The organism is Hyphomicrobium album (assembly GCF_009708035.1).
GTDB lineage: Bacteria > Pseudomonadota > Alphaproteobacteria > Rhizobiales > Hyphomicrobiaceae > Hyphomicrobium_A > Hyphomicrobium_A album.
The window spans coordinates 2,253,048-2,270,913 of sequence record NZ_WMBQ01000001.1 but is presented as its reverse complement, the minus strand read 5'-3'; the positions used below and the strand labels follow the sequence as shown (position 1 = coordinate 2,270,913).

General features: G+C 60.9%; 21 protein-coding genes. 18 read left to right on the top strand and 3 right to left on the bottom strand.

Annotation, left to right across the window (positions count from 1 at the left end; translation table 11 throughout):
• Window positions 1-37 precede the first annotated feature (37 nt).
• The 6 genes from flhA to GIW81_RS10755 are packed head-to-tail and all read left to right on the top strand — an operon-like array spanning window position 38 to window position 4,701.
• Complete coding sequence (gene flhA, locus GIW81_RS10780) at window positions 38-2,116, top strand: flagellar biosynthesis protein FlhA (protein WP_229309266.1); 2,079 nt, start codon at window positions 38-40, stop codon at window positions 2,114-2,116.
• On the top strand, window positions 2,113-2,868 hold the full coding sequence (fliR, locus tag GIW81_RS10775; protein ID WP_324614971.1) for a flagellar biosynthesis protein FliR: 756 nt from the start codon (window positions 2,113-2,115) through the stop codon (window positions 2,866-2,868). Before flhA ends, fliR begins: the two co-directional genes overlap by 4 nt.
• A gap of 4 nt (window positions 2,869-2,872) precedes the next feature.
• A complete protein-coding gene (locus tag GIW81_RS10770; RefSeq protein ID WP_154739188.1) occupies window positions 2,873-3,274 on the top strand; it encodes a hypothetical protein in 402 nt (133 codons plus the stop codon).
• Complete coding sequence (locus GIW81_RS10765; protein WP_154739187.1) at window positions 3,234-3,830, top strand: rod-binding protein; 597 nt, start codon at window positions 3,234-3,236, stop codon at window positions 3,828-3,830. The genes GIW81_RS10770 and GIW81_RS10765 overlap by 41 nt, the downstream gene beginning before the upstream one ends.
• Before the next feature lie 50 nt (window positions 3,831-3,880).
• Window positions 3,881-4,213 (top strand): hypothetical protein, encoded by a 333-nt coding sequence (locus tag GIW81_RS10760; RefSeq protein WP_154739186.1) that lies wholly within the window; start codon window positions 3,881-3,883, stop codon window positions 4,211-4,213.
• Window positions 4,210-4,701 (top strand): hypothetical protein, encoded by a 492-nt coding sequence (locus GIW81_RS10755; protein ID WP_154739185.1) that lies wholly within the window; start codon window positions 4,210-4,212, stop codon window positions 4,699-4,701. The genes GIW81_RS10760 and GIW81_RS10755 overlap by 4 nt, the downstream gene beginning before the upstream one ends.
• Before the next feature lie 10 nt (window positions 4,702-4,711).
• On the opposite strand, the gene fliI is transcribed toward GIW81_RS10755, so the two are convergent.
• The 3 genes from fliI to GIW81_RS10740 are packed head-to-tail and all read right to left on the bottom strand — an operon-like array spanning window position 4,712 to window position 8,971.
• Window positions 4,712-6,058, bottom strand: a complete 1,347-nt coding sequence (gene fliI / locus GIW81_RS10750) for a flagellar protein export ATPase FliI (RefSeq protein WP_154739184.1) — start codon at window positions 6,056-6,058, stop codon at window positions 4,712-4,714.
• 5 nt (window positions 6,059-6,063) lie between these two features.
• Entirely contained in the window at window positions 6,064-6,789 is a 726-nt protein-coding gene (gene flgF, locus GIW81_RS10745) for a flagellar basal-body rod protein FlgF (RefSeq protein WP_154739183.1), read from the bottom strand.
• 1 nt (window position 6,790) lies between these two features.
• Window positions 6,791-8,971 carry a DUF1217 domain-containing protein gene (locus GIW81_RS10740; RefSeq protein ID WP_154739182.1) on the bottom strand — a complete coding sequence of 727 codons (2,181 nt, stop codon included), beginning with the start codon at window positions 8,969-8,971 and terminating at the stop codon, window positions 6,791-6,793.
• A 136-nt stretch (window positions 8,972-9,107) separates the two neighbouring features.
• Between GIW81_RS10740 and motA the strand changes: the two genes are divergently transcribed.
• The 12 genes from motA (at window position 9,108) to GIW81_RS10680 (ending at window position 17,592) form a co-directional block, all read left to right on the top strand.
• Window positions 9,108-9,998 (top strand): flagellar motor stator protein MotA, encoded by an 891-nt coding sequence (gene motA / locus GIW81_RS10735; protein WP_154739181.1) that lies wholly within the window; start codon window positions 9,108-9,110, stop codon window positions 9,996-9,998.
• 3 nt (window positions 9,999-10,001) lie between these two features.
• Window positions 10,002-10,931 carry a flagellar motor switch protein FliM gene (locus tag GIW81_RS10730; protein ID WP_154739180.1) on the top strand — a complete coding sequence of 310 codons (930 nt, stop codon included), beginning with the start codon at window positions 10,002-10,004 and terminating at the stop codon, window positions 10,929-10,931.
• Window positions 10,932-10,976: 45 nt separating this feature from the next.
• Window positions 10,977-11,360 (top strand): flagellar motor switch protein FliN, encoded by a 384-nt coding sequence (gene fliN, locus GIW81_RS10725; protein ID WP_154739179.1) that lies wholly within the window; start codon window positions 10,977-10,979, stop codon window positions 11,358-11,360.
• Between the two features lie 12 nt (window positions 11,361-11,372).
• Window positions 11,373-12,404 carry a flagellar motor switch protein FliG gene (locus GIW81_RS10720; RefSeq protein WP_154739178.1) on the top strand — a complete coding sequence of 344 codons (1,032 nt, stop codon included), beginning with the start codon at window positions 11,373-11,375 and terminating at the stop codon, window positions 12,402-12,404.
• 9 nt (window positions 12,405-12,413) lie between these two features.
• Window positions 12,414-13,505: a flagellar biosynthesis protein FlhB gene (gene flhB / locus GIW81_RS10715; protein ID WP_154739177.1), complete on the top strand. Its 1,092-nt coding sequence runs from the start codon at window positions 12,414-12,416 to the stop codon at window positions 13,503-13,505.
• Entirely contained in the window at window positions 13,502-13,978 is a 477-nt protein-coding gene (locus GIW81_RS10710; protein ID WP_154739176.1) for a hypothetical protein, read from the top strand. Before flhB ends, GIW81_RS10710 begins: the two co-directional genes overlap by 4 nt.
• Window positions 13,979-14,031: 53 nt before the next feature.
• Window positions 14,032-14,412, top strand: coding sequence for a flagellar basal body rod protein FlgB (flgB, locus tag GIW81_RS10705; RefSeq protein ID WP_154739175.1), 381 nt, complete (start codon window positions 14,032-14,034; stop codon window positions 14,410-14,412).
• Between the two features lie 2 nt (window positions 14,413-14,414).
• On the top strand, window positions 14,415-14,834 hold the full coding sequence (gene flgC / locus GIW81_RS10700; RefSeq protein WP_324614970.1) for a flagellar basal body rod protein FlgC: 420 nt from the start codon (window positions 14,415-14,417) through the stop codon (window positions 14,832-14,834).
• On the top strand, window positions 14,834-15,151 hold the full coding sequence (locus GIW81_RS10695; protein WP_154739174.1) for a flagellar hook-basal body complex protein FliE: 318 nt from the start codon (window positions 14,834-14,836) through the stop codon (window positions 15,149-15,151). The genes flgC and GIW81_RS10695 overlap by 1 nt, the downstream gene beginning before the upstream one ends.
• Window positions 15,152-15,161: 10 nt before the next feature.
• Complete coding sequence (gene flgG / locus GIW81_RS10690) at window positions 15,162-15,944, top strand: flagellar basal-body rod protein FlgG (RefSeq protein ID WP_154739173.1); 783 nt, start codon at window positions 15,162-15,164, stop codon at window positions 15,942-15,944.
• Window positions 15,945-15,946: 2 nt separating this feature from the next.
• The gene (gene flgA, locus GIW81_RS10685; RefSeq protein ID WP_154739172.1) at window positions 15,947-16,423 is read left to right on the top strand and encodes a flagellar basal body P-ring formation chaperone FlgA; all 477 of its coding nucleotides are present in this window, start codon (window positions 15,947-15,949) and stop codon (window positions 16,421-16,423) included.
• Between the two features lie 95 nt (window positions 16,424-16,518).
• Window positions 16,519-17,592, top strand: coding sequence for a flagellar basal body P-ring protein FlgI (locus tag GIW81_RS10680; RefSeq protein ID WP_229309141.1), 1,074 nt, complete (start codon window positions 16,519-16,521; stop codon window positions 17,590-17,592).
• Window positions 17,593-17,866: the final 274 nt, after the last annotated feature.

The following is a 17,866-nucleotide window of genomic DNA, read 5'->3' as shown; positions in this document are numbered from 1 at the left end:
ATTGGCTCGGGGCTGAGGGGAAGCCATGAGCGGATCTATGGTTACAGCGGCGTTGCCGGTCAAAAGAGCCGGGGCGCAGGATGTCAGCTTCGCGATCGGCATCGTCTTTATCTTGGCGGTGCTGTTCCTGCCGCTGCCTGCCCCACTTATTGACGTCGGGCTTGCGATTTCTATCGCGCTGGCGGTTCTGATTCTGATGGTGGCGCTGTGGATCCAGCGACCTCTCGACTTCTCGGCATTCCCGACCATCTTGCTGATCGCGACCATACTTCGGCTCGCGCTCAACATTGCCACGACGCGCCTCATCCTTTCGCACGGAGCAGAGGGCTATACGGCGGCCGGGCATGTCATCGCCGGCTTCTCCAACTTCGTGATGGGCGGCGATTTCATGATCGGGATCATCGTGTTCCTGATCCTGATCACGGTGAACTTTCTCGTCATTACGAAGGGCGCCACGCGCATCGCCGAAGTCGGCGCGCGCTTTACCCTGGATGCGATCCCGGGCAAGCAGATGGCGATCGATGCCGATCTGTCTTCGGGCCTCATCGATGAGAAAGAGGCCATGCGCCGGCGCCGGGAGCTCGAGGAGGAGAGCGCATTTTTCGGCTCGATGGACGGCGCTTCGAAGTTCGTACGCGGCGACGCCATTGCCGGGCTGATCATCACGGCGGTCAACATTTTCGGCGGGATTGCCATAGGTGTGACGCGGCATGACTTGTCGTTCTCCGAAGCGGCCGACGTTTTCACCAAGTTGTCGGTGGGCGACGGTCTCGTCACCCAGATCCCCGCCCTCATTGTTTCGCTCGCCGCCGCCCTTCTCGTCTCAAAGGGCGGGACGCGAGGGAGCGCGGAAAAGGCGGTATTCGGGCAGCTTGGCAATCATCCGCGCGCGTTGACGCTCGCTGGAGTCGTCATGTTCGTGCTCGCCTTGGCACCGGGCCTCCCTTTCCTGCCCTTCGCATTGCTTGGGAGCACGCTTGGGTTCGTCGCGTACGCCATTCCTCGCCGCCATGCGGCGGCCAAGGCAGCCGAGGAGGCGACGGCGCACGAGGCCAGGCTAAAAGCCGATGAGGAGGTACGCCAGTCGGTCAAGGAGTCGCTGAAGACCGTCGAGTTGGAGCTGTGCCTCGGCAAGCAAATCTCGGGAACGCTCATGGCGGCGCACAGCGAGCTCGCTCAGCGGGTGGGCAAGATGCGCCACAAGTTCGCGCGCCAGTATGGTTTTGTGGTGCCGGAGATCCGGTTGACAGATGACCTTTCGATTCCGCCAAAGAGCTATCAGATCAAGATACACGGCACCGTGGTGGCGAGCGAGGAGCTGCGCATGGGCGACGTGCTCGTCATCGCCGGCGATGGTCCATTGCCGGATGTCCCGGGCGATGAGACGCGCGAACCAGCGTTTGGCATGAGAGCGCTGTGGACCTCGGAAATGTTTGCGGGCGCCCTCCAGCGCGATGGCTTCGCGGCGGTCGACAATATGTCGGTGCTATTGACGCATCTCGGCGAGGTGATCCGCAATAACCTGGCGCAGCTTCTTTCGTACAAGGACATGCGTTCGCTGCTGGATCGGCTCGAGCCAGAATACCGCCGCTTGATCGATGAGATCATGCCGTCGCGGATTTCCTATTCAGGATTGCAGGCGGTGTTGAAGCTGCTGCTGGCTGAGCGCATCTCGATCCGCAATCTTCATCTGATCCTCGAGGCGATCGCCGAAATCGCTCCCCACGCGGGACGTGCCGAGCAGATCGCGGAGCATGTTCGGCTGCGCATGGCTCAACAGATTTGCGGTGAGATGTCCGATAGCGGTGCGCTGAAGGTACTGCGGCTCGGGAATCGCTGGGAACTCGCCTTCAACCAGAGCCTCAAGCGTGACGCGAAAGGTGAAGTGGTCGAGTTCGACATCGATCCGAAGCTGATCGAGCAGTTCAGCACGGAAGCCACAGCCGTCATCCGCCGCCTAATGGACCAGCGGCATAAGTTTGTGCTGGTCGCCGCTCCCGATGCTCGGCCCTACGTCAGGATGGTGACCGAGCGCCTCTTCGCAACTCTGCCTGTTCTCTCCCATTTGGAGATCGCCAGGGGCGTCCAGATCAAGTCGCTCGGAACGATCTCGTGACGGTCTTTGGGCCGCAAGTTCTACTTGCGACCTTTCTGATCTTCTGCCGGGTCGGCACGTGCCTCATGCTGATGCCGGGATTCTCATCGCCGCGTGTGCCCGTCAGGGTGCGCCTTTTTCTCGCCGTTGCCGTAACATTGGCATTGGCCCCTCTGCTCGTGACGAACGTGCAGGCGGCGACCCCGGGCGATTCGCCCGTCGTTCTCCTCGGGTTGATCGCCTCAGAGATGTTGGTCGGCGCCATCATCGGGCTCATGGGTCGCATGTTCTTCCTTGCCCTGCAGTTTGCCGGGTCGGCAATCACGATGCTCATCGGACTCTCGAACACCCCCGACGCCCACATTGAAGAGGCCGAGCCCGTGGCGGCGGTGACGGCTCTCATCACTATGACGGCAACTGTGCTGATCTTTGTCGCAGACCTGCATTGGGAAGTGCTGCGCGCCCTGCTCGACTCCTACTCCGCGGTCCCGGTTGCCAAGGAGCTCGCTGCCAACTTTGGCACGATCAAAATAGTCGATGCACTCAGCGACGGGTTTCTCCTCGCCCTGCGGATCACCGCCCCCTTCATTGTCTACTCACTGATGATCAACCTCATGTTCGGCGTCTTGGGCAAGCTGACGCCGCAAATTCCCGTCTATTTCATCTCGGTTCCTTTCGTGTTGGCCGGAGGTGGAATTATTCTCTACTTCACCTGCAGCGAGTTGCTGCAACTGTTCATCGACGGGTTCTCGGATTGGCTGGCCAGGATATGACGCGATGACAGGTGCCCGTCTGCAAAAAGCGCAACGCCTCCATGACGTCCAAAAAGGCTTGCAGCGGCTGGAGGAAGAAAGGATTGCTGGCTTACAAAACCGGCAGGCCGAGCTGGCCGCCTTGCAAGAGGAAATCGTCGGCTCCCTGAATGCGGACGAACGGATCCAGGACCTGCTTGTGCCTGTGATCGTGCGCCGGCTGAAGTCTCTCAGCGCAGAATCCATGCGCCTCGCCGCGGAGCTGGAACGCCGCTACCACGCATTGCGAATGATTGCCTCGCGCACGAAATGCGCCGAGCGCCTCTCGCACACCTGTGAGCAACAACACGCCAGGGCGTGCGCGGAGAAGGAGTTGCGGGACATCATTGAGCGCATCACGCAGACCGATTACGCAAGCCTCCCATAAGCTCGACGAGCGAAGCTGCCACAGGATCATCTTAGGCGCGGCAATTTATAAACTGAGCATGGCCTCCGGCTCCGACATCATTCTCGGTGTTGCCCGCGCTGCCGACAGCGTGAAGCATCGCGAGGCGGCATCCCGCCTCGAGATGATGAGCGGGCAGGCGAGCGGTGCGGCGAACCCTAGTGCGCAGCCGGGCGATCCTGCGTCTTCGTCTGGATGGTCGACAGACGTTCGCCATGCCGGCGCAGCACCGTCTCGGTCGGCAAGAGTTATCTCGTCGTCGAGTTCGAAGGACGGTCCTGAGCAGAAGCAAGACGTCCATGTTCAGTTCGAAGCGTTGCTACTGCAAAACATGATCGAGGCCATGTTGCCCAAGGATACCGAGGCCCTGATGGGCAGCGGGACGGCGGGCAACATCTGGAAGTCGATGCTGGCCGAGAAGATTGCGGCCGAGATTGCACGCACCGGGACGCTGGGAATCGCAAAGCAGCTCGCATCGGGGCCGACCGCCTCTTCGGCTGCTGCGCCCTCAGCCCAATCGAAGGTCGATGAGACATGACAGCACGGAACAGCGGTGAGCGCAGTCTTGCGGCGCGCAGCTCGATCGACATGACGATGCTGCGCATCGAGAAGCTGGTCGAGCGCGAGACCGAGGCATTGCGATTGCGTGCTGATATCGACTTGCGGGAATCGAACAACGGCAAGAGCCAAGCACTACTCGAGCTCGGTCTCGTCGCTCGTACCCTGGAAGGGATTCCGTTCGATGCCGAGCTGATCCAGCGCCTCAAGGCATTGCACGGCAAGCTCGAGAACAATCGCGCCGTTCTTCGCAAGCATCTCGAGGCCGTTCGCGAAATCGCCGGCGTGGTTGCGGGCACCATTCAAGATACCGAGTGGGACGGGACGTATTCCCAGCACGGTGGCTCTGGCGCCTATCGATGATCAAACTGATCGCAACGGGGTTATGGATTTGCCTCGTCACGGCGGTGTCGAGCTACGCGGCGGCCATGTGGCAGACGCAGACGCCGCCCGAAGCGGAAGTCGACAAGATTTTCGGCGGTCTCCAGTCGACGCAGGCCGGCCCGGTAAGCGTGCCCATCATCGCGGATGGTGCGGTCCAGGGATATGTCCTCGCCCAATTTACGTTCACGATGAAGTCCGATGTTCTGCGGCGAATGTCAGTGAAGCCCGAGGACTTCCTCATGGATGCGGCATTCCGGGCAATCTACGGCGGGGATACCGCGGCTCTGCGTGGCGCGAGGAAACAGGATCTCCAGGCGCTCACCGCCTCGATCAAGGCAAAAGCGAACGAGCGCTTCGGCAATGATCTTGTCGAGGACGTACTGATCGGGAAGTTCAATTTTGTGCCCAAAAACGAGGTGCGCAACGGAGCCAACCTCGTGAAGACGCGGCCGGAGTTCGCGCGCTAGGCCAAGGAGACTACGTCTGCAGTGCGCGCGCCACTTCTTGGAATGCGTCTGTGCTCGCAACGTCACGCGGGCTCTGCTTCAGAGCTTCAAATAGCCTGGGAACGATTTCTATTGCTTTGTCGAGCTCGGCGTCGGCTCCTCCCCGATACCCGCCCATAAGGCGAAGGTCGCGCGTATCCTCAAAACGGGCGATCATGGCGCGCAGCTTGGACACGAGATTGCGCTGCTCGGGGGTCCAGGCGTGCTGGGAAAGACGTGAGATCGAAGACAGGACATTGACGGCCGGGTAACGCGCCTGGTCGGCGATGGCGCGGTCGAGGACGATGTGTCCATCGAGGGTGCCGCGGATGCTGTCCGCTATGGGATCGTTGTGGTCGTCACCGTCGACGAGCACCGAGTATATCCCCGTTATGGAGCCTGCACCTTCTTCGCCCGGACCGGAACGCTCCAGAAGATTCGGCAGGTTGCTGAAAACACTCGGCGTATAACCGCGGGCGACGGGTGGTTCTCCGGCGGCGAGCGCGACTTCGCGTGCCGCATGGGCGAACCGTGTGATCGAATCGACGATGAGCAGCACTTTTTCGCCGCGGTCGCGGAAGTATTCAGCGATGCACGTTGCCGTCTTCGGTGCCAACCGTCGCATCATCGGGCTTTCATCGCCCGTAGAGACGACCGCGATCACACGCTCCCTGTTGTTGCCGAGGGTATCCTCGAGGAATTCGCGCACCTCGCGACCGCGCTCCCCAACTAGGGCAATGACAACCGTGTCGAAGCCTTTTGCGCGCGCGAGCATGGCGAGCAGGGTCGACTTGCCGATTCCCGAACCCGAGAAGATGCCGATTCTCTGACCGAAGCAGATGGGAGTAAACAGGTCGACGACCCGGACGCCTGTCTTCAGGGGCGTCGTTATGCGTTGCCGCCGCAGCGGCGCTGGCGCGCCGCGGTCGGGATAGACCGGCCGGTCCCCGTGGTGCAGCACCGCTGAGCCATCGCCGAGCGGCGCTCCAAGCGCGTTGAAGATGTGGCCCTTCCAAGAGGGGTCGGGATTGATAACGGCTGGGCCGCTTCGCCAGGCTTTCGCTCCAAGCCCGGCGGCGATGGGTTCGTCAAAGGTCTTGATGGTAACGCGTGTCTCGTCGAGACGAATGACCTCTCCGAGCTGTACGCGGTCGCCGGCGGCCAAGCTGACGCGGTCACCAAGCTTCACAAAAGGGGAGAGACCCGACACGCAGCAGAATGCGGGCGTCACTTGAGTGACGGTGCCGCCGACCTGCACGAGGGGCTGCGTTGCGCTTGCCGCTGATACGCGCCCGGCGAGCGTTGCGAGAGCATCGAGGCGTGCTTCGCCTCCGTTCATGGAGTTCACGAAGAGGGTCCAAGTGCCTTGATGGCGCTACGTAGCGAGTCTTCAGACTGGTCCATGGAGTTCGAGACCGCGTCGTAGCTTCGCGATGCCATGATGAGCTGGGACATTTCCCACATGGGATTCACGTTGGAACCTTCGATGTGGCCCTGTGTGATCCCGGAACGGTTGAAATCGAGCTCCGGAACGGCAGCCTGATCGGGGATCACGCCCGAGTTCTCGTAGCGCGACAGTTTCGCGCGCGGATCAATCGTGAAGAGGCCGATGGCGCCTAGCTGATTCCCATTTTGCGTGATCATGCCATCGGTTGCGATCTGGGGTGGCCCTGCATTGGGATTGATTTGGAGCGGAGCGCCGCCGACATCGAGGAACGGATAGCCAGCGACCGACTGCAGTTGGCCGTCCGGCGTGATCTGCATGCGGCCGTCCCGCGTGTAAACAGTTCCGGAAGGAGTCTGAATTGCCAGCCACGCCTCGCCCTGAACGGCAACGTCGAGCGGATTGCCCGTATGTATGACCTGGCCAGGATCCCGCTTGATGTAGGCGTCGCCTGGCGAGGCGAAGGCCACCGACTCGCTTGCCGCCTGGCTCATCATCGCCTCGAACTTGATCTCCTCGCGTCGAAAGCCGGGCGTCGAAGCGTTGGCGACGTTGTTGGCAATCGTGTCCATACGCTTCTGAAAGGCCATCTGCGAGGACAGCGTCACATAGAGACTTGATTGCATTCTAGGCTCCGCCGAGCTTGAGGTTCTGCAGACTGGTAAGCAGGTTCACGCTGACGAAGGATTCGGTTGGCTGCGTGATCAGCACAGCAGCCGGCGATGTGGACGTCGCCGCGCTCGCATTGTTCACGTCCCACGTGCCCGAGAAGCGCGTCAGGAACGTTTGGAGCTTCGCGGGGTCCTTGAAGTCCTCGATGTCGATGCGGTTGCTGATCATCTCCGCCTGCCGGTCGATGTCGAGTAGCGACATGGTCGCCGGCAGGCCGAGCGCCGTTTGCGCCACCTGCAACAGCGCTTTGTCGGCGAGGAGCGAGTAGGCGCTGGTAATGCTCGAAGCCTTGCGCTCGAAGTAGAGGGCGAGGCGCACGCCTTCGTTCTGGCTGCCGGCGTCCTCCTCGACCGTCTGGCGGTAGTAGAGACCCTGCGTTCTAACTACATCGCTTTTGTGCTGAGCCAAGCCGACGGCCGATCGCGCCACCGTGCCGTCGCTGTTGAAGTTGAAGTCGGCAGCCAGATCTTTGTAGGCGGCGCTGTTCGACTTGTTGACGAAGCTGCGCGGATCGAGCTGATCGCTGGTGAGCACCTTTCGCAACGTATCGTCGGAAACATCCTTGCCTAGACCGTAGGCTCTGACGATGTAGGCCTTCAGCCGTTGGTCCTTGAGCAGCTGATCGACGGACGAGATAGTGAGGATCGTCCGGTCATAGTACTGACTCTCGGCCTTACCCAGCGTCTGATCGCCCTTGAGATCGCCGAGCGTGTCGTTGTAGCGCGCGATCGTGTTCTTCGCCGCACTTGCAGTCTGCACCTGCTTGATGCCCTGCGAGACGCCATCCGAGTCGAAATTGAACGCCGAAGCGAGCGCAGTGAAGCGCGAATCCTGCAGCAGGCTTGTGTAGCTCGTCGGACTCTTGGGATCGCTGAGCAGCACCCGCTTAATCTGGGTCTTCGTTACCTCGCTCGGATCGATGCCGTAGGACGACAGCATATAGCTGTAGAGTTTGCTATCGGTGAGGAGAGCGTCGACGTGTGACACACGCCCGATGGCGTTCCTGTAATATTGGGTATTCGACTGCTCGGCGCTGATCGCGCCGTCATCGTAGTATTTGGTGAAGAGATCGGTGAGCGCTTTCGCCTGATCGGGGTCCTGCGCTGCAACGCCGCTGTCGAGCGATCCGTCGGTGTTGAAGTTAAAGGCCTGGGCAACGGCCTTGAGCGCGCTACTCTTGTTGGCGGCGCTGTCCGGATCGGAAAGATCACTGACGAGGATTTCGCGCACCGTCGCCGCTGTCGTTAGAACGGGATCAAGCCCCGCGGCCGTGGCAACCGTGGACCGCAGGAACTCGTTATCGACGAGATCGTCGACGTTGGTGACGCCGACCATCAAGTCGTTGAAATAGTCGGTCTTGAACGCTGCCGCTGCCGGAGATTCGTCGGTATCGGTGGCCTCGTAGTACGCCAGCATCGTTTGGTTGGCTTGTTCCGTCGTCTGCGCGGACCCTCCCACCACCGATCCGTCGGCCTCAAACGAGAACGCGGCAGCGAGCTCCTGGTACTTTGCGCCGTAAAGATTGGCGACGCTGTTAGGGTCCAATAAGTCGCTGGTCAAAACGTTGCGGATTGCGGATACCGACGCAACGCTGGCATCGAGGCCGGACGCCGTCAGCGCAAACTTGAAAAGGCGCTCGTCCGACAGCAGTTGGTCGACATTGGTAATGCTGCCGATCCGGCTCTCGTAATAAGCGGCCTCAGCGGCCGCCGTCTCCCCCTTGCGGATCCGCTGCTGCGAGTAGAGGCCGATCATGGCATCCTCGCTGGCGGAGTCCTGCGCCGTGGTCAGTCCCAACTCCACGTCACCGCTCGGGAGAAAATGAAAGGCCTTCGCGAACTCCAGGTAGCGTTTGTCGGAAAGCTTATTGACGAAGCTCGATTTGTCGTTGAGGTCGCTCTCGAGCACCTTGCGCATGAACGCCTTGGCGTAGGTCATGTCCTCGAGGCCATAGGCCTTCATGGCATACGCAAAGAGCCGCTGGTCCTTGAGGAGATCGTCGACCGACTTCACGTCGTCGATGTTGGCGAGGTAGTACTCGGTCTCACGCGCCACCTGAGGCTGGGCCGCAGTGGTCCGCAGCGAGCGGTCAATGTTGCCGCTGACTTGGCGATAGCTGGCTAACGTGGGGAGCACGGTCAAGCTTCCGTATGAGTTAGTGGCGAGAAGGTTGCATCAATTGGCTTTCCTGAAGCTGGCGCACCGCTGCCAGCTTCACGCAAGGATGTGATGTTCAACTCGTAAAAGGATAAAATTACTTGGATTCTGTAACTTGACCATTGTCATCGGCCTCCTCGTTACCCTGGGCTGCATGCTCGGCGGCTTTGTCGCCATGGGGGGGCATGTCGGCGTCATCTGGCAGCCGTGGGAGTACTTGATTATCGGCGGCTCGGCCCTCGGCACGTTCATCGTCGCTAACCCGATAAAAACGATCAAAGATACGGGCGCAGGGCTTAAGGAGGCTTTTACAAGCAACGCCCCCGGCCAGCAGCAGTACCTGGAAGTTCTGGGCATCCTCTACTTCGTCATGCGCGAGCTGCGCAGCAAACCGCGCAACGAGGTCGAGGAGCACATCGATAACCCCGATCAGTCGCCGCTCTTCCAGCGGTTTCCCAGCATAGCGGCCAATCGCGATCTCACGACCTTCATCTGCGACTATTGCCGTCTCATCATCATCGGCAATGCGCGGACCCACGAGATCGAGGCGCTGATGGACGAGGAGATCCACACCGCGCGCAGTGACAAGATGAAGCCCTACCACGCGCTCGTCAGCGTCGGTGAGGGGCTTCCGGCGCTGGGAATCGTCGCTGCGGTGCTTGGCGTCGTGAAGGCGATGGGCGCGCTCGACGAGTCGCCGGAGGTTCTGGGCCACCTTATCGGCGCCGCCCTCGTCGGCACCTTCGCCGGCATCTTCCTTTCCTATGCCGTGGTCTCACCGCTTGCCAACAAGATCAAGGTTCTGCGCGAGAAGCAGCTGCGTTCTTACGTCATCGTCAAGCAGACGCTGCTGGCTTTCATGAACGGCGCGATGCCCCAGGTGGCACTTGAGCACGGGCGCAAAACCATTTCCGTCTACGAGCGTCCTTCCATCGACGACGTCGAGCAGATCGCGCTCAGCTCCAGCGCCAGCAGCGCGGAGCCGGCTCCAGCGGAGGCGGCCTGACGCATGGCACAGACAGCCGGCGCGCGCAAAAGCCTGGACCGTCTCTTTGCCGATCCTCAGGACGTGGTCGAGCGCCTGCCGATGTTGCGCACCGTCCTGCAGAAGGCGGCTGGCAATTGGGGAGAGCTGATCCGAAATATATCAGCGACGGTTCCCAATGTGGTGCTGGTTGACGTCGAGAGCCGCACGCCCGAAAGCATGGTTGCGGCGACGGCAAACCAGGGCTTTGCATGCGTGCTGGAAGCGCCAAAATGGAATGCTCGGCTGATCGTCTCCGCGGATTTCGAGTTTGTATACACGGTCGTCGAAATGCTGCTTGGCGGAGACGGGTCGGAGCCGCCGCCAGTGGCAGATCAGCCGCTCACCAGAACTGAACTCGGGCTCGCGCAGCTCGTAATCGAACAATTCGCCAATGCGCTGGAGCAGGCGTTTTCGTCTGTGGCGCCTACGAACTTTCTCGTTGGAGCTGCGACTCCGCGCGTGAGCTTCGATGTCTTGGGGCGCCAGACAGTTCCGATCGTCGCCGCGAAGTTCCATTTGTTCGCGTTGGGGTTGGGGGGTGGCATCACGCTCATGATGTCACAATCGGTGTTGAGCCCGATGCGCAACGAACTCTCGCGCGCTGCGGGTCCCGAGGCTGCCAGGCCCGATTCGGCTTGGAGCCAGAAGATCCAGAGTGAAGTCTCCCGCGCGAACGTCGACTTGGTGGCGGTACTTGACGAGCAAGAGCTTTCGCTCGCCGACGTGGCAGCTTTCGCCGTCGGTCAAGTGCTGGGGCTCAGAGCGACCCCCGAGGGCCTGCTGCGCGTTGAGTGCAACGGCGAGCCGCTAATCAATTGTGAGATCGGTAAGGCGAACGGAGTCTATGCGCTACGCGTTCGCGACTTCGTCGATCAAAAGACCGAGTTCATCGAGGATATCCTTGCCAGCTAGCTGCGGCTAGACGGCCTAGAGGCACCTGATCGTCAAGGAAATCAAATGTCGAACTTCGATCCACTCAATGTTCTGCCGGAAGGGGCCGCAGGCGAGCTGCCACCCCCGCAGAAATTCGCTAAGGCGCCCCCAGGGCTTAGTGCCGGTGGGCCGATCGGCGAAGGCCTCAGTCTCGATACGATCATGCGGATTCCCGTTACGGTAAAGATTGTTCTGGGGTCCGCATCGATGCCGGTCGCGGCTCTTTTGAAGCTCGGCCGCGGAGCGCTCATACCGCTCGACCGGAAGATCGGTGAGCCCGTCGACGTGATCGTAAACGGTCGCGTCGTCGCGCGCGGGGAGGTGGTTGTGATGGACGAAGATCCATCACGACTTGGCATCTCCCTGACCGAGGTGGTGGGCCCGTCCGTCGCCGAAAATCTCCGCTAGCGACGAAGTACCATGGCCGCCCCCTCTCCATCGCGAGGCACTTCCAAGCGCAATGCGCTCACCGGCCCGGAAAAGGTCGGGGTGTTGCTGCTTGCGCTCGGCAAGGCGAAGGCTGGGCAGCTTCTAAGGCGTCTCGATCCGGACGACCTGCGTCTCCTCACTCGTTCCAGCTCGCGCTTGCGTCCCATCAGCGCCGACGAGGTCGAGGCGTTGATCGAGGAGTTCGCCGAGAGCTTCACCGGCGGTCTCAACTTCGCCGGAACGGCCGAGGAGGTGAAAAGCCTCCTGGCGGACGTGATGACCGCAGACGAGATCGCCCAGTACATGCGCACGCACCCGACCGAGGGACAGCCGGTATGGGACAGGCTAGTGCCGCTGAGAGACAATGCCCTGCAAACGCTGGTCTTGAAGGAGCATCCGCAAACGGTCGCCGTCATCCTGTCGCGTATGGATTCGAACGTCGGTGCCCGGCTCCTCCGGACGCTAGAGCCGGAGTTCCGCCATTCCCTTCTGCGCCGCATGCTCGGTCTCAAGGGGGTTGCCGATAGCGCGATGACCGTCATCGAGAATGGACTCAACGACGATCTGCTTGCCACGATGCTGGCCACGCCGAACCCAGAAACGCGCAAGACCATCGCCGGCATCTTGAACAAGCTTGATGGATCGCAAACGAACGAGATACTCAAGAGCATCGCCGCGACGAGACCCGACGACGCCAATGAACTGAAGAGCATGCTCTTCTCGTTTGCGGACATCGCCACTCTGAAACCTCGGGCGCGGGCCCTCATCCTCGAGAAGGTGCCGACGGAGCAAGTGGTTATTGCCCTCAACGGTGCCGAGCCCGAGCTGCAAGAGGCCGTTCTGTCCACGCTCACCGCCCGAGTTCGGCGCATGGTAGAGGCCGAGCTCGAAGCCGCTCCTCCGGGGCGGACTCGAGACATCGAGGAGGCCCGGCGCGCAATCGTTGCGACCGTTCTCAATCTCATGGCGCGTGGTGAGATCACGCTCGAGGACCGCAAGTCCGACGACGACTACGCCGACTGATAGGCTGAAATGTCGAACGGCGGCGACAAAGAAGGCAAAACGGAAGAAGCGACCGAGAAGAAGATTCGGGACGCGATCGAGAAGGGCAGTGTTCCCTTCTCCAAGGAGCTGTCCGCTTTTGCCGCCCTTGTGGGATTTGTTATCGTAACGAGCTTCTTCATCGTCGGCAGCACTATAGCGTTGGTGTCGTCGCTCAAGGGCTTCATCGACGATCCGGGCCGCTGGCCTCTGGAGAACACTGCAGATGCAGTTCAACTCTTCCGGGCGATCAATCTCGACGCGGCGCAATTCCTCCTGCCTGCAGTGATCGTCCTGGCCATCGCGGGCTTGGCGAGTTCGTTGTTCCAGAATCCTCCGCAAATTGTCTTCGATCGCATTCAGCCGCAGTTGTCGCGCCTGTCCCTGAGCGCGGGGTGGCGGAGAATCTTCGGCCTTCAAGGATGGGTCGAGTTTTTAAAGGGCTCATTCAAGCTGTCGGCGCTCGCCGTTCTCGCGTATCTGCTCGCGCGCGCAGCCCGGTTCGACGTGTTCAACTCGATGTTCATGGCGCCGAACGCTCTGCCCGAGCTCATGCGGACCATGGCGAACCGTCTATTCCTTGCTGTGCTCGTTGCCATCGTGCTGCTGGTGGTCGCCGACCTCGTGTGGTCGCGGTTCTTCTGGCGGCGCGAGCTCAGGATGACGCGACAGGAGATCAAGGACGAGCAAAAGCAGGCCGAGGGCGACCCGATCATCAAGGGACGCTTGCGCTCCCTGGCGCGCGACCGCGCCCGCAAACGCATGATAGGGCGGGTTCCACAGGCTACCGTCGTCATCGCCAACCCCACTCACTACGCAATCGCGCTGCGATACGTCCGCACGGAGAATCGCGCACCCATTGTGGTTGCCAAGGGGCTTGACTTTATCGCCCTGAACATCCGTTCGGTGGCGGAGAAGCACGGTATTCCCGTGGTGGAAGACAAGCTTCTCGCAAGGTCGCTCTACGATAAAGTCGAGGTCGACCAGGTCATTCCGCCGGAGTTCTACAGGGCAGTCGCAAATGTAATCCTGTACATCATGTCCCGCGGAAGGCCATTGCAGGGAATCGCGCCTAACCGATGATGCAAAAAGCGAGCAAGTTCACTTACGAGCGCGAGAAGGCGCTCGGCCAGGGGGTTCGTGAGTTGGCATCGGATTTGCGTTTGGTTGAACCCGCTGACTATGCCGAATTCGTCCGCACGGAACGCTTTGCCAACATTGCGAATCTCGTCGCCTCCTCCGCGGAGCTCTTCTTCAAGCCCGGCACAATATTCTTCGGGCACTCGGGCGAGGTGGATTTGAAGTGGGATCAACCGCCCACGGTCGCGCTCGACATGGAATTCCGGCACAAGCGTGTGAACGTATATTTCCGGCTCGTCCTCGAAGCGGAACGTGCCGGCGTCGAGATAACCTACCTCAGCTTCGAGGGGGCGTCCGTGGCGCCGGACGAGAACACCCAACGTCTCGTTGAAGCCATCGTCGACGCGCGTCTAACGCCGATTCGGGAGGCCGAGGAGTTGGACTCTTGCGACTCGGACAGCCAGCGACAAGCCTGAGACAAGCTTAAGCCTTTATTAAGCTACGCGAACACCCTCGCGCGGCTATCGGCATGAGCTCCATATACCTCTTCAACATCGCCTCCCAACGGAGTCACTGGCTAGCAGTGCGCCAGGAGACCGTTACCGGCAACATCGCGCACGCCAACACGCCGGGCTACGCCGCGCGCGATGTGCAACCTTTCGAAGCCGTCCTTCAATCGTCGCACCTTGCGATGGCAACGAGCGATCCGGCGCATGTTGCGGACACGACCCCGGGGCCGGAACGTGTGGAGGCGACGGAAGAGGACGACTGGCAGACCTACGATTCGGGGAACACGGTCAGCATCGAGAAAGAGCTCGTCAAGGCTGGAGAGGTCAACAGCGCGTTTGCCTTGAATAACAGCGTGGTCAAAACGTTCCATCGCATGCTGCTAGCCAGCGCAAAGGGATAACTGTGGTCGATCCGCTCAAGGTCTCTCAGGGCATAGCAGCCGCCGGCCTCGATGTTCAGTCGCATCGAATGCGCATCATCGCCGAGAACATGGCGAACGCGCAGTCGACTGCGAATACACCCGGTGGCGATCCATACACCAGGAAGACGATCGTCTTCTCCAACGACTTCGATGAAGCGATGGGGGGCAACCTCGTGGGCGTCGAGCAAATCGGCAAGGATCCGAGCCCTTATCGAGTGGAGCGCAATCCCAGCCATCCGGCGGCCGACGCGGACGGCAACGTGAAGTACCCAAACGTGAACATTCTGGTCGAGATGGCCGACATGCGTGAGTCGAATCGCTCGTACGAGGCCAACCTTCAGATGATGAAGCAGTCGCGATCGATGGTCATGATGACGATCGACATGCTGAGGAGCAGCTAATGCTGGAGCAGCTTCTTCCCGCAATATCCGGCATCGGCTCGAGCACGCCGGTGCAGGGCGATACCAGCGTCAGGTCGCGCGTAGCGGTGGCTGAAACCAGCGACGACTTTGGAAATATGCTGGCGCGCATGGCGAGCGACACCTTCGACACGCTCAAAGCTGCCGAAGCAACGTCAGTTGCCGGGATCACAGACAAGGCCTCGGTCCAACAAGTCGTAGAATCGGTAATGGCCGCGGAGCAATCGCTACAAACGGCGCTTGCAGTCCGCGACAAGGTTGTCTCGGCGTATTTAGAGATCAGCCGGATGACAATCTGAGGAACTCCGCATGAGAGCGCTCGCGATCGCAGCCACGGGAATGAGTGCGCAGCAGTTGAACGTTGAGGTGATCGCGAACAACATCGCGAACATCAACACAACGGCGTTCAAGCGCGCACGGGCAGAATTCACAGATCTGCTCTATCAGGATGAGCGGCCGGCCGGCGTACCGAACCGGGGCAACCAACAGCCAATTCCCGAGGGTGCTCAGGTTGGTCTTGGCGTCCGCAACGCGGCTATCCGTAACCTGCATATCCAGGGCGCCCTTACCAGCACCGGCAACAAACTCGATCTGGCAATCAACGGCCGCGGCTGGTTTCAGATCGAGGGGGCGAGCGGCGAGACGTTCTACACCCGCGCCGGCAGCTTCAACAAGAACGCGGAGGGTCAGATCGTCACGATCGACGGCAACCTCCTGACGCCGCAGATCACCGTTCCGGCGGAGACGACGGAGATCGTCGTCAACGAGAGCGGCGAAGTCTTTGCGCTCACCAGCGGGCAGACCACCATGCAGTCCCTCGGTCAAATCACGTTGGCCAATTTCGCCAACGATGCTGGTCTCGAGGCGCTGGGAGGCAATCTCTACCAGGAGACGACGGCGTCCGGTTCGCCGGTGGTCGGCGTGCCGGGGGATCCCAGCTTCGGCACCGTGGAGCAGGGCTACCTTGAGCTCTCCAACGTCGATCCGGTGAAGGAAATCACCGAGCTGATCACGGCGCAGCGGTCTTACGAAATGAACTCCAAGGTCATTCAGGCCGTGGATGAAATGTACAGCACGGTATCGAGAGGCTAACCATGGTCGCTCTTTGCTTTGGATCCCGATCGGCGCACCTCATCGCTGCTGTATTTTGTCTAGCAGGCGCGCTCCCGGCACATGCCGGCCAAGTGCTATTGCCTGTCCCGCGCGTCACGATTTACCCGGGACAGGTGATCGAGAAGGGAATGCTTGTCGATCGCGCCTTTCGGTCGGGGAGCGCCGAACAAGCAGTGGCGACGACTTCGAGCGACGGGTTAATCGGCAAGGTGGCCCGCCAAACCCTGCTGCCGGGACGTCCTGTCACCCAAGCTGCACTCAGAGCGCCGCACGCCATCACCCAGGGACAGGCGGCGATGGTCATTTTTCAGAGTGGCGCGTTGACCATTACGGGCAGTGCCATTGCGCTCCAGTCCGGAGCGACCGGCGACGTGGTGTCCGTGCGCAATGTCGATAGCGGGAGAATCATAAAGGGGACGATCGGGTCCGACGGAGCTGTGCACGTGGGCGGTCCATGAGGCGCACCCTACGCTTCGTTTGTATCCTTTGCGCCACCATGATCGCGGCCCCGGGCGCGCTGCGTTGTGCCGACGTGGGCCGGTCGGATGGAGACATGGGCCCATCCAACATGCCATCGTTTGGCGCCCCCACGCGGATCAAGAACATCGTCACTATTCAAGGTGTCCGCGCCAATCAGCTGGTGGGCTATGGCCTGGTGATCGGTCTCAACGGAACCGGCGATAGTCTGCGCAACTCGCCGTTCACCGACCAATCGATACAGGCGATGCTCGATCGTATGGGCGTGAACATTCGCCGACAGAACACGCGCACGCGCAATTCGGCGGCCGTCATCGTCACTGCCGAACTCCCGCCCTTCGTCCAAACCGGAGCGACGATTGACGTAACTGTCTCCTCGCTCGGCGACGCGACGTCGCTTCTGGGAGGGACGTTGATCATGACCCCTCTCAACGGACCAGACCAACTCGTCTACGGAGTGGCTCAGGGCCCCGTCACCGTTTCCGGCTACCAGATCACTGGCGCCGCCCAAACGGTGACGCAGAATGTCCCCACCTCGGGTCGCATCCCCAACGGGGCGCTCATCGAGCGCGAGTCGCCAGGTATATTTGCGGCAGCCGAAGTCATTGGCCTCGCGCTGCGCAATCCCGACTTTTCAACTGCGATCCGCGTCTCGGACGCTATCAATTCCTACGGCCTGGATCGATTTGGCGTGCAGATTGCGAATGCAGGCGATCTGCGCTCCATCGCTGTGAAACGCCCGCCCTCGATGTCAGCGACACGTTTGATGGCGGAAATCGGCGAGCTCATCGTCGAACCGGACGTGCCCGCTCGCGTCGTCGTAGACGAGCGAACGGGAACGATTGTGATCGGGCGCGACGTGCAGATTTCCACGGTGGCGGTAACGCACGGAAATCTGACGGTGACGGTCACCGAGACACCGCAGGTCTCGCAACCGTTGCCTTTCTCGGAAGGCCAGACCGTGGTGACACCGGAAACCGACATCTCAACCTACGAGCAAGGTGGGACGCTGCGGATTGTTCGAGGCACCAGCCTGCACGTATTGGTCCGCGGGCTGAACATGATGGGGTTGAAGCCGCAGGGGATCATAGCCGTCCTGCAAACAATCAAGACCTCTGGTGCGCTTCAGGCTGAACTCGTGGTGCAATGATGGACCACGCTAGCTGGTGCCCAATCTTTCTCGCAGCAGGGGGGCTTTTCCTAATGGGCATGCTCGTGCCGACCTCGTCGCTTGCTGCGGACCAAGGTTGGGCGCCGGTAGTAGCCAAAGCGAGCACTGCAGAGAGCCCTCTATTTGAGACATCGGTGCCGCCGATGCCTCACCCGAAGCCGGCGACAATAAAGAAGTCGGCTGCGAGGACGAACGAGGCGGCGGTGGCCGTTCCGCTTTCGGCAAACGCCCCACCCGTTCCTACGCCGAGCAA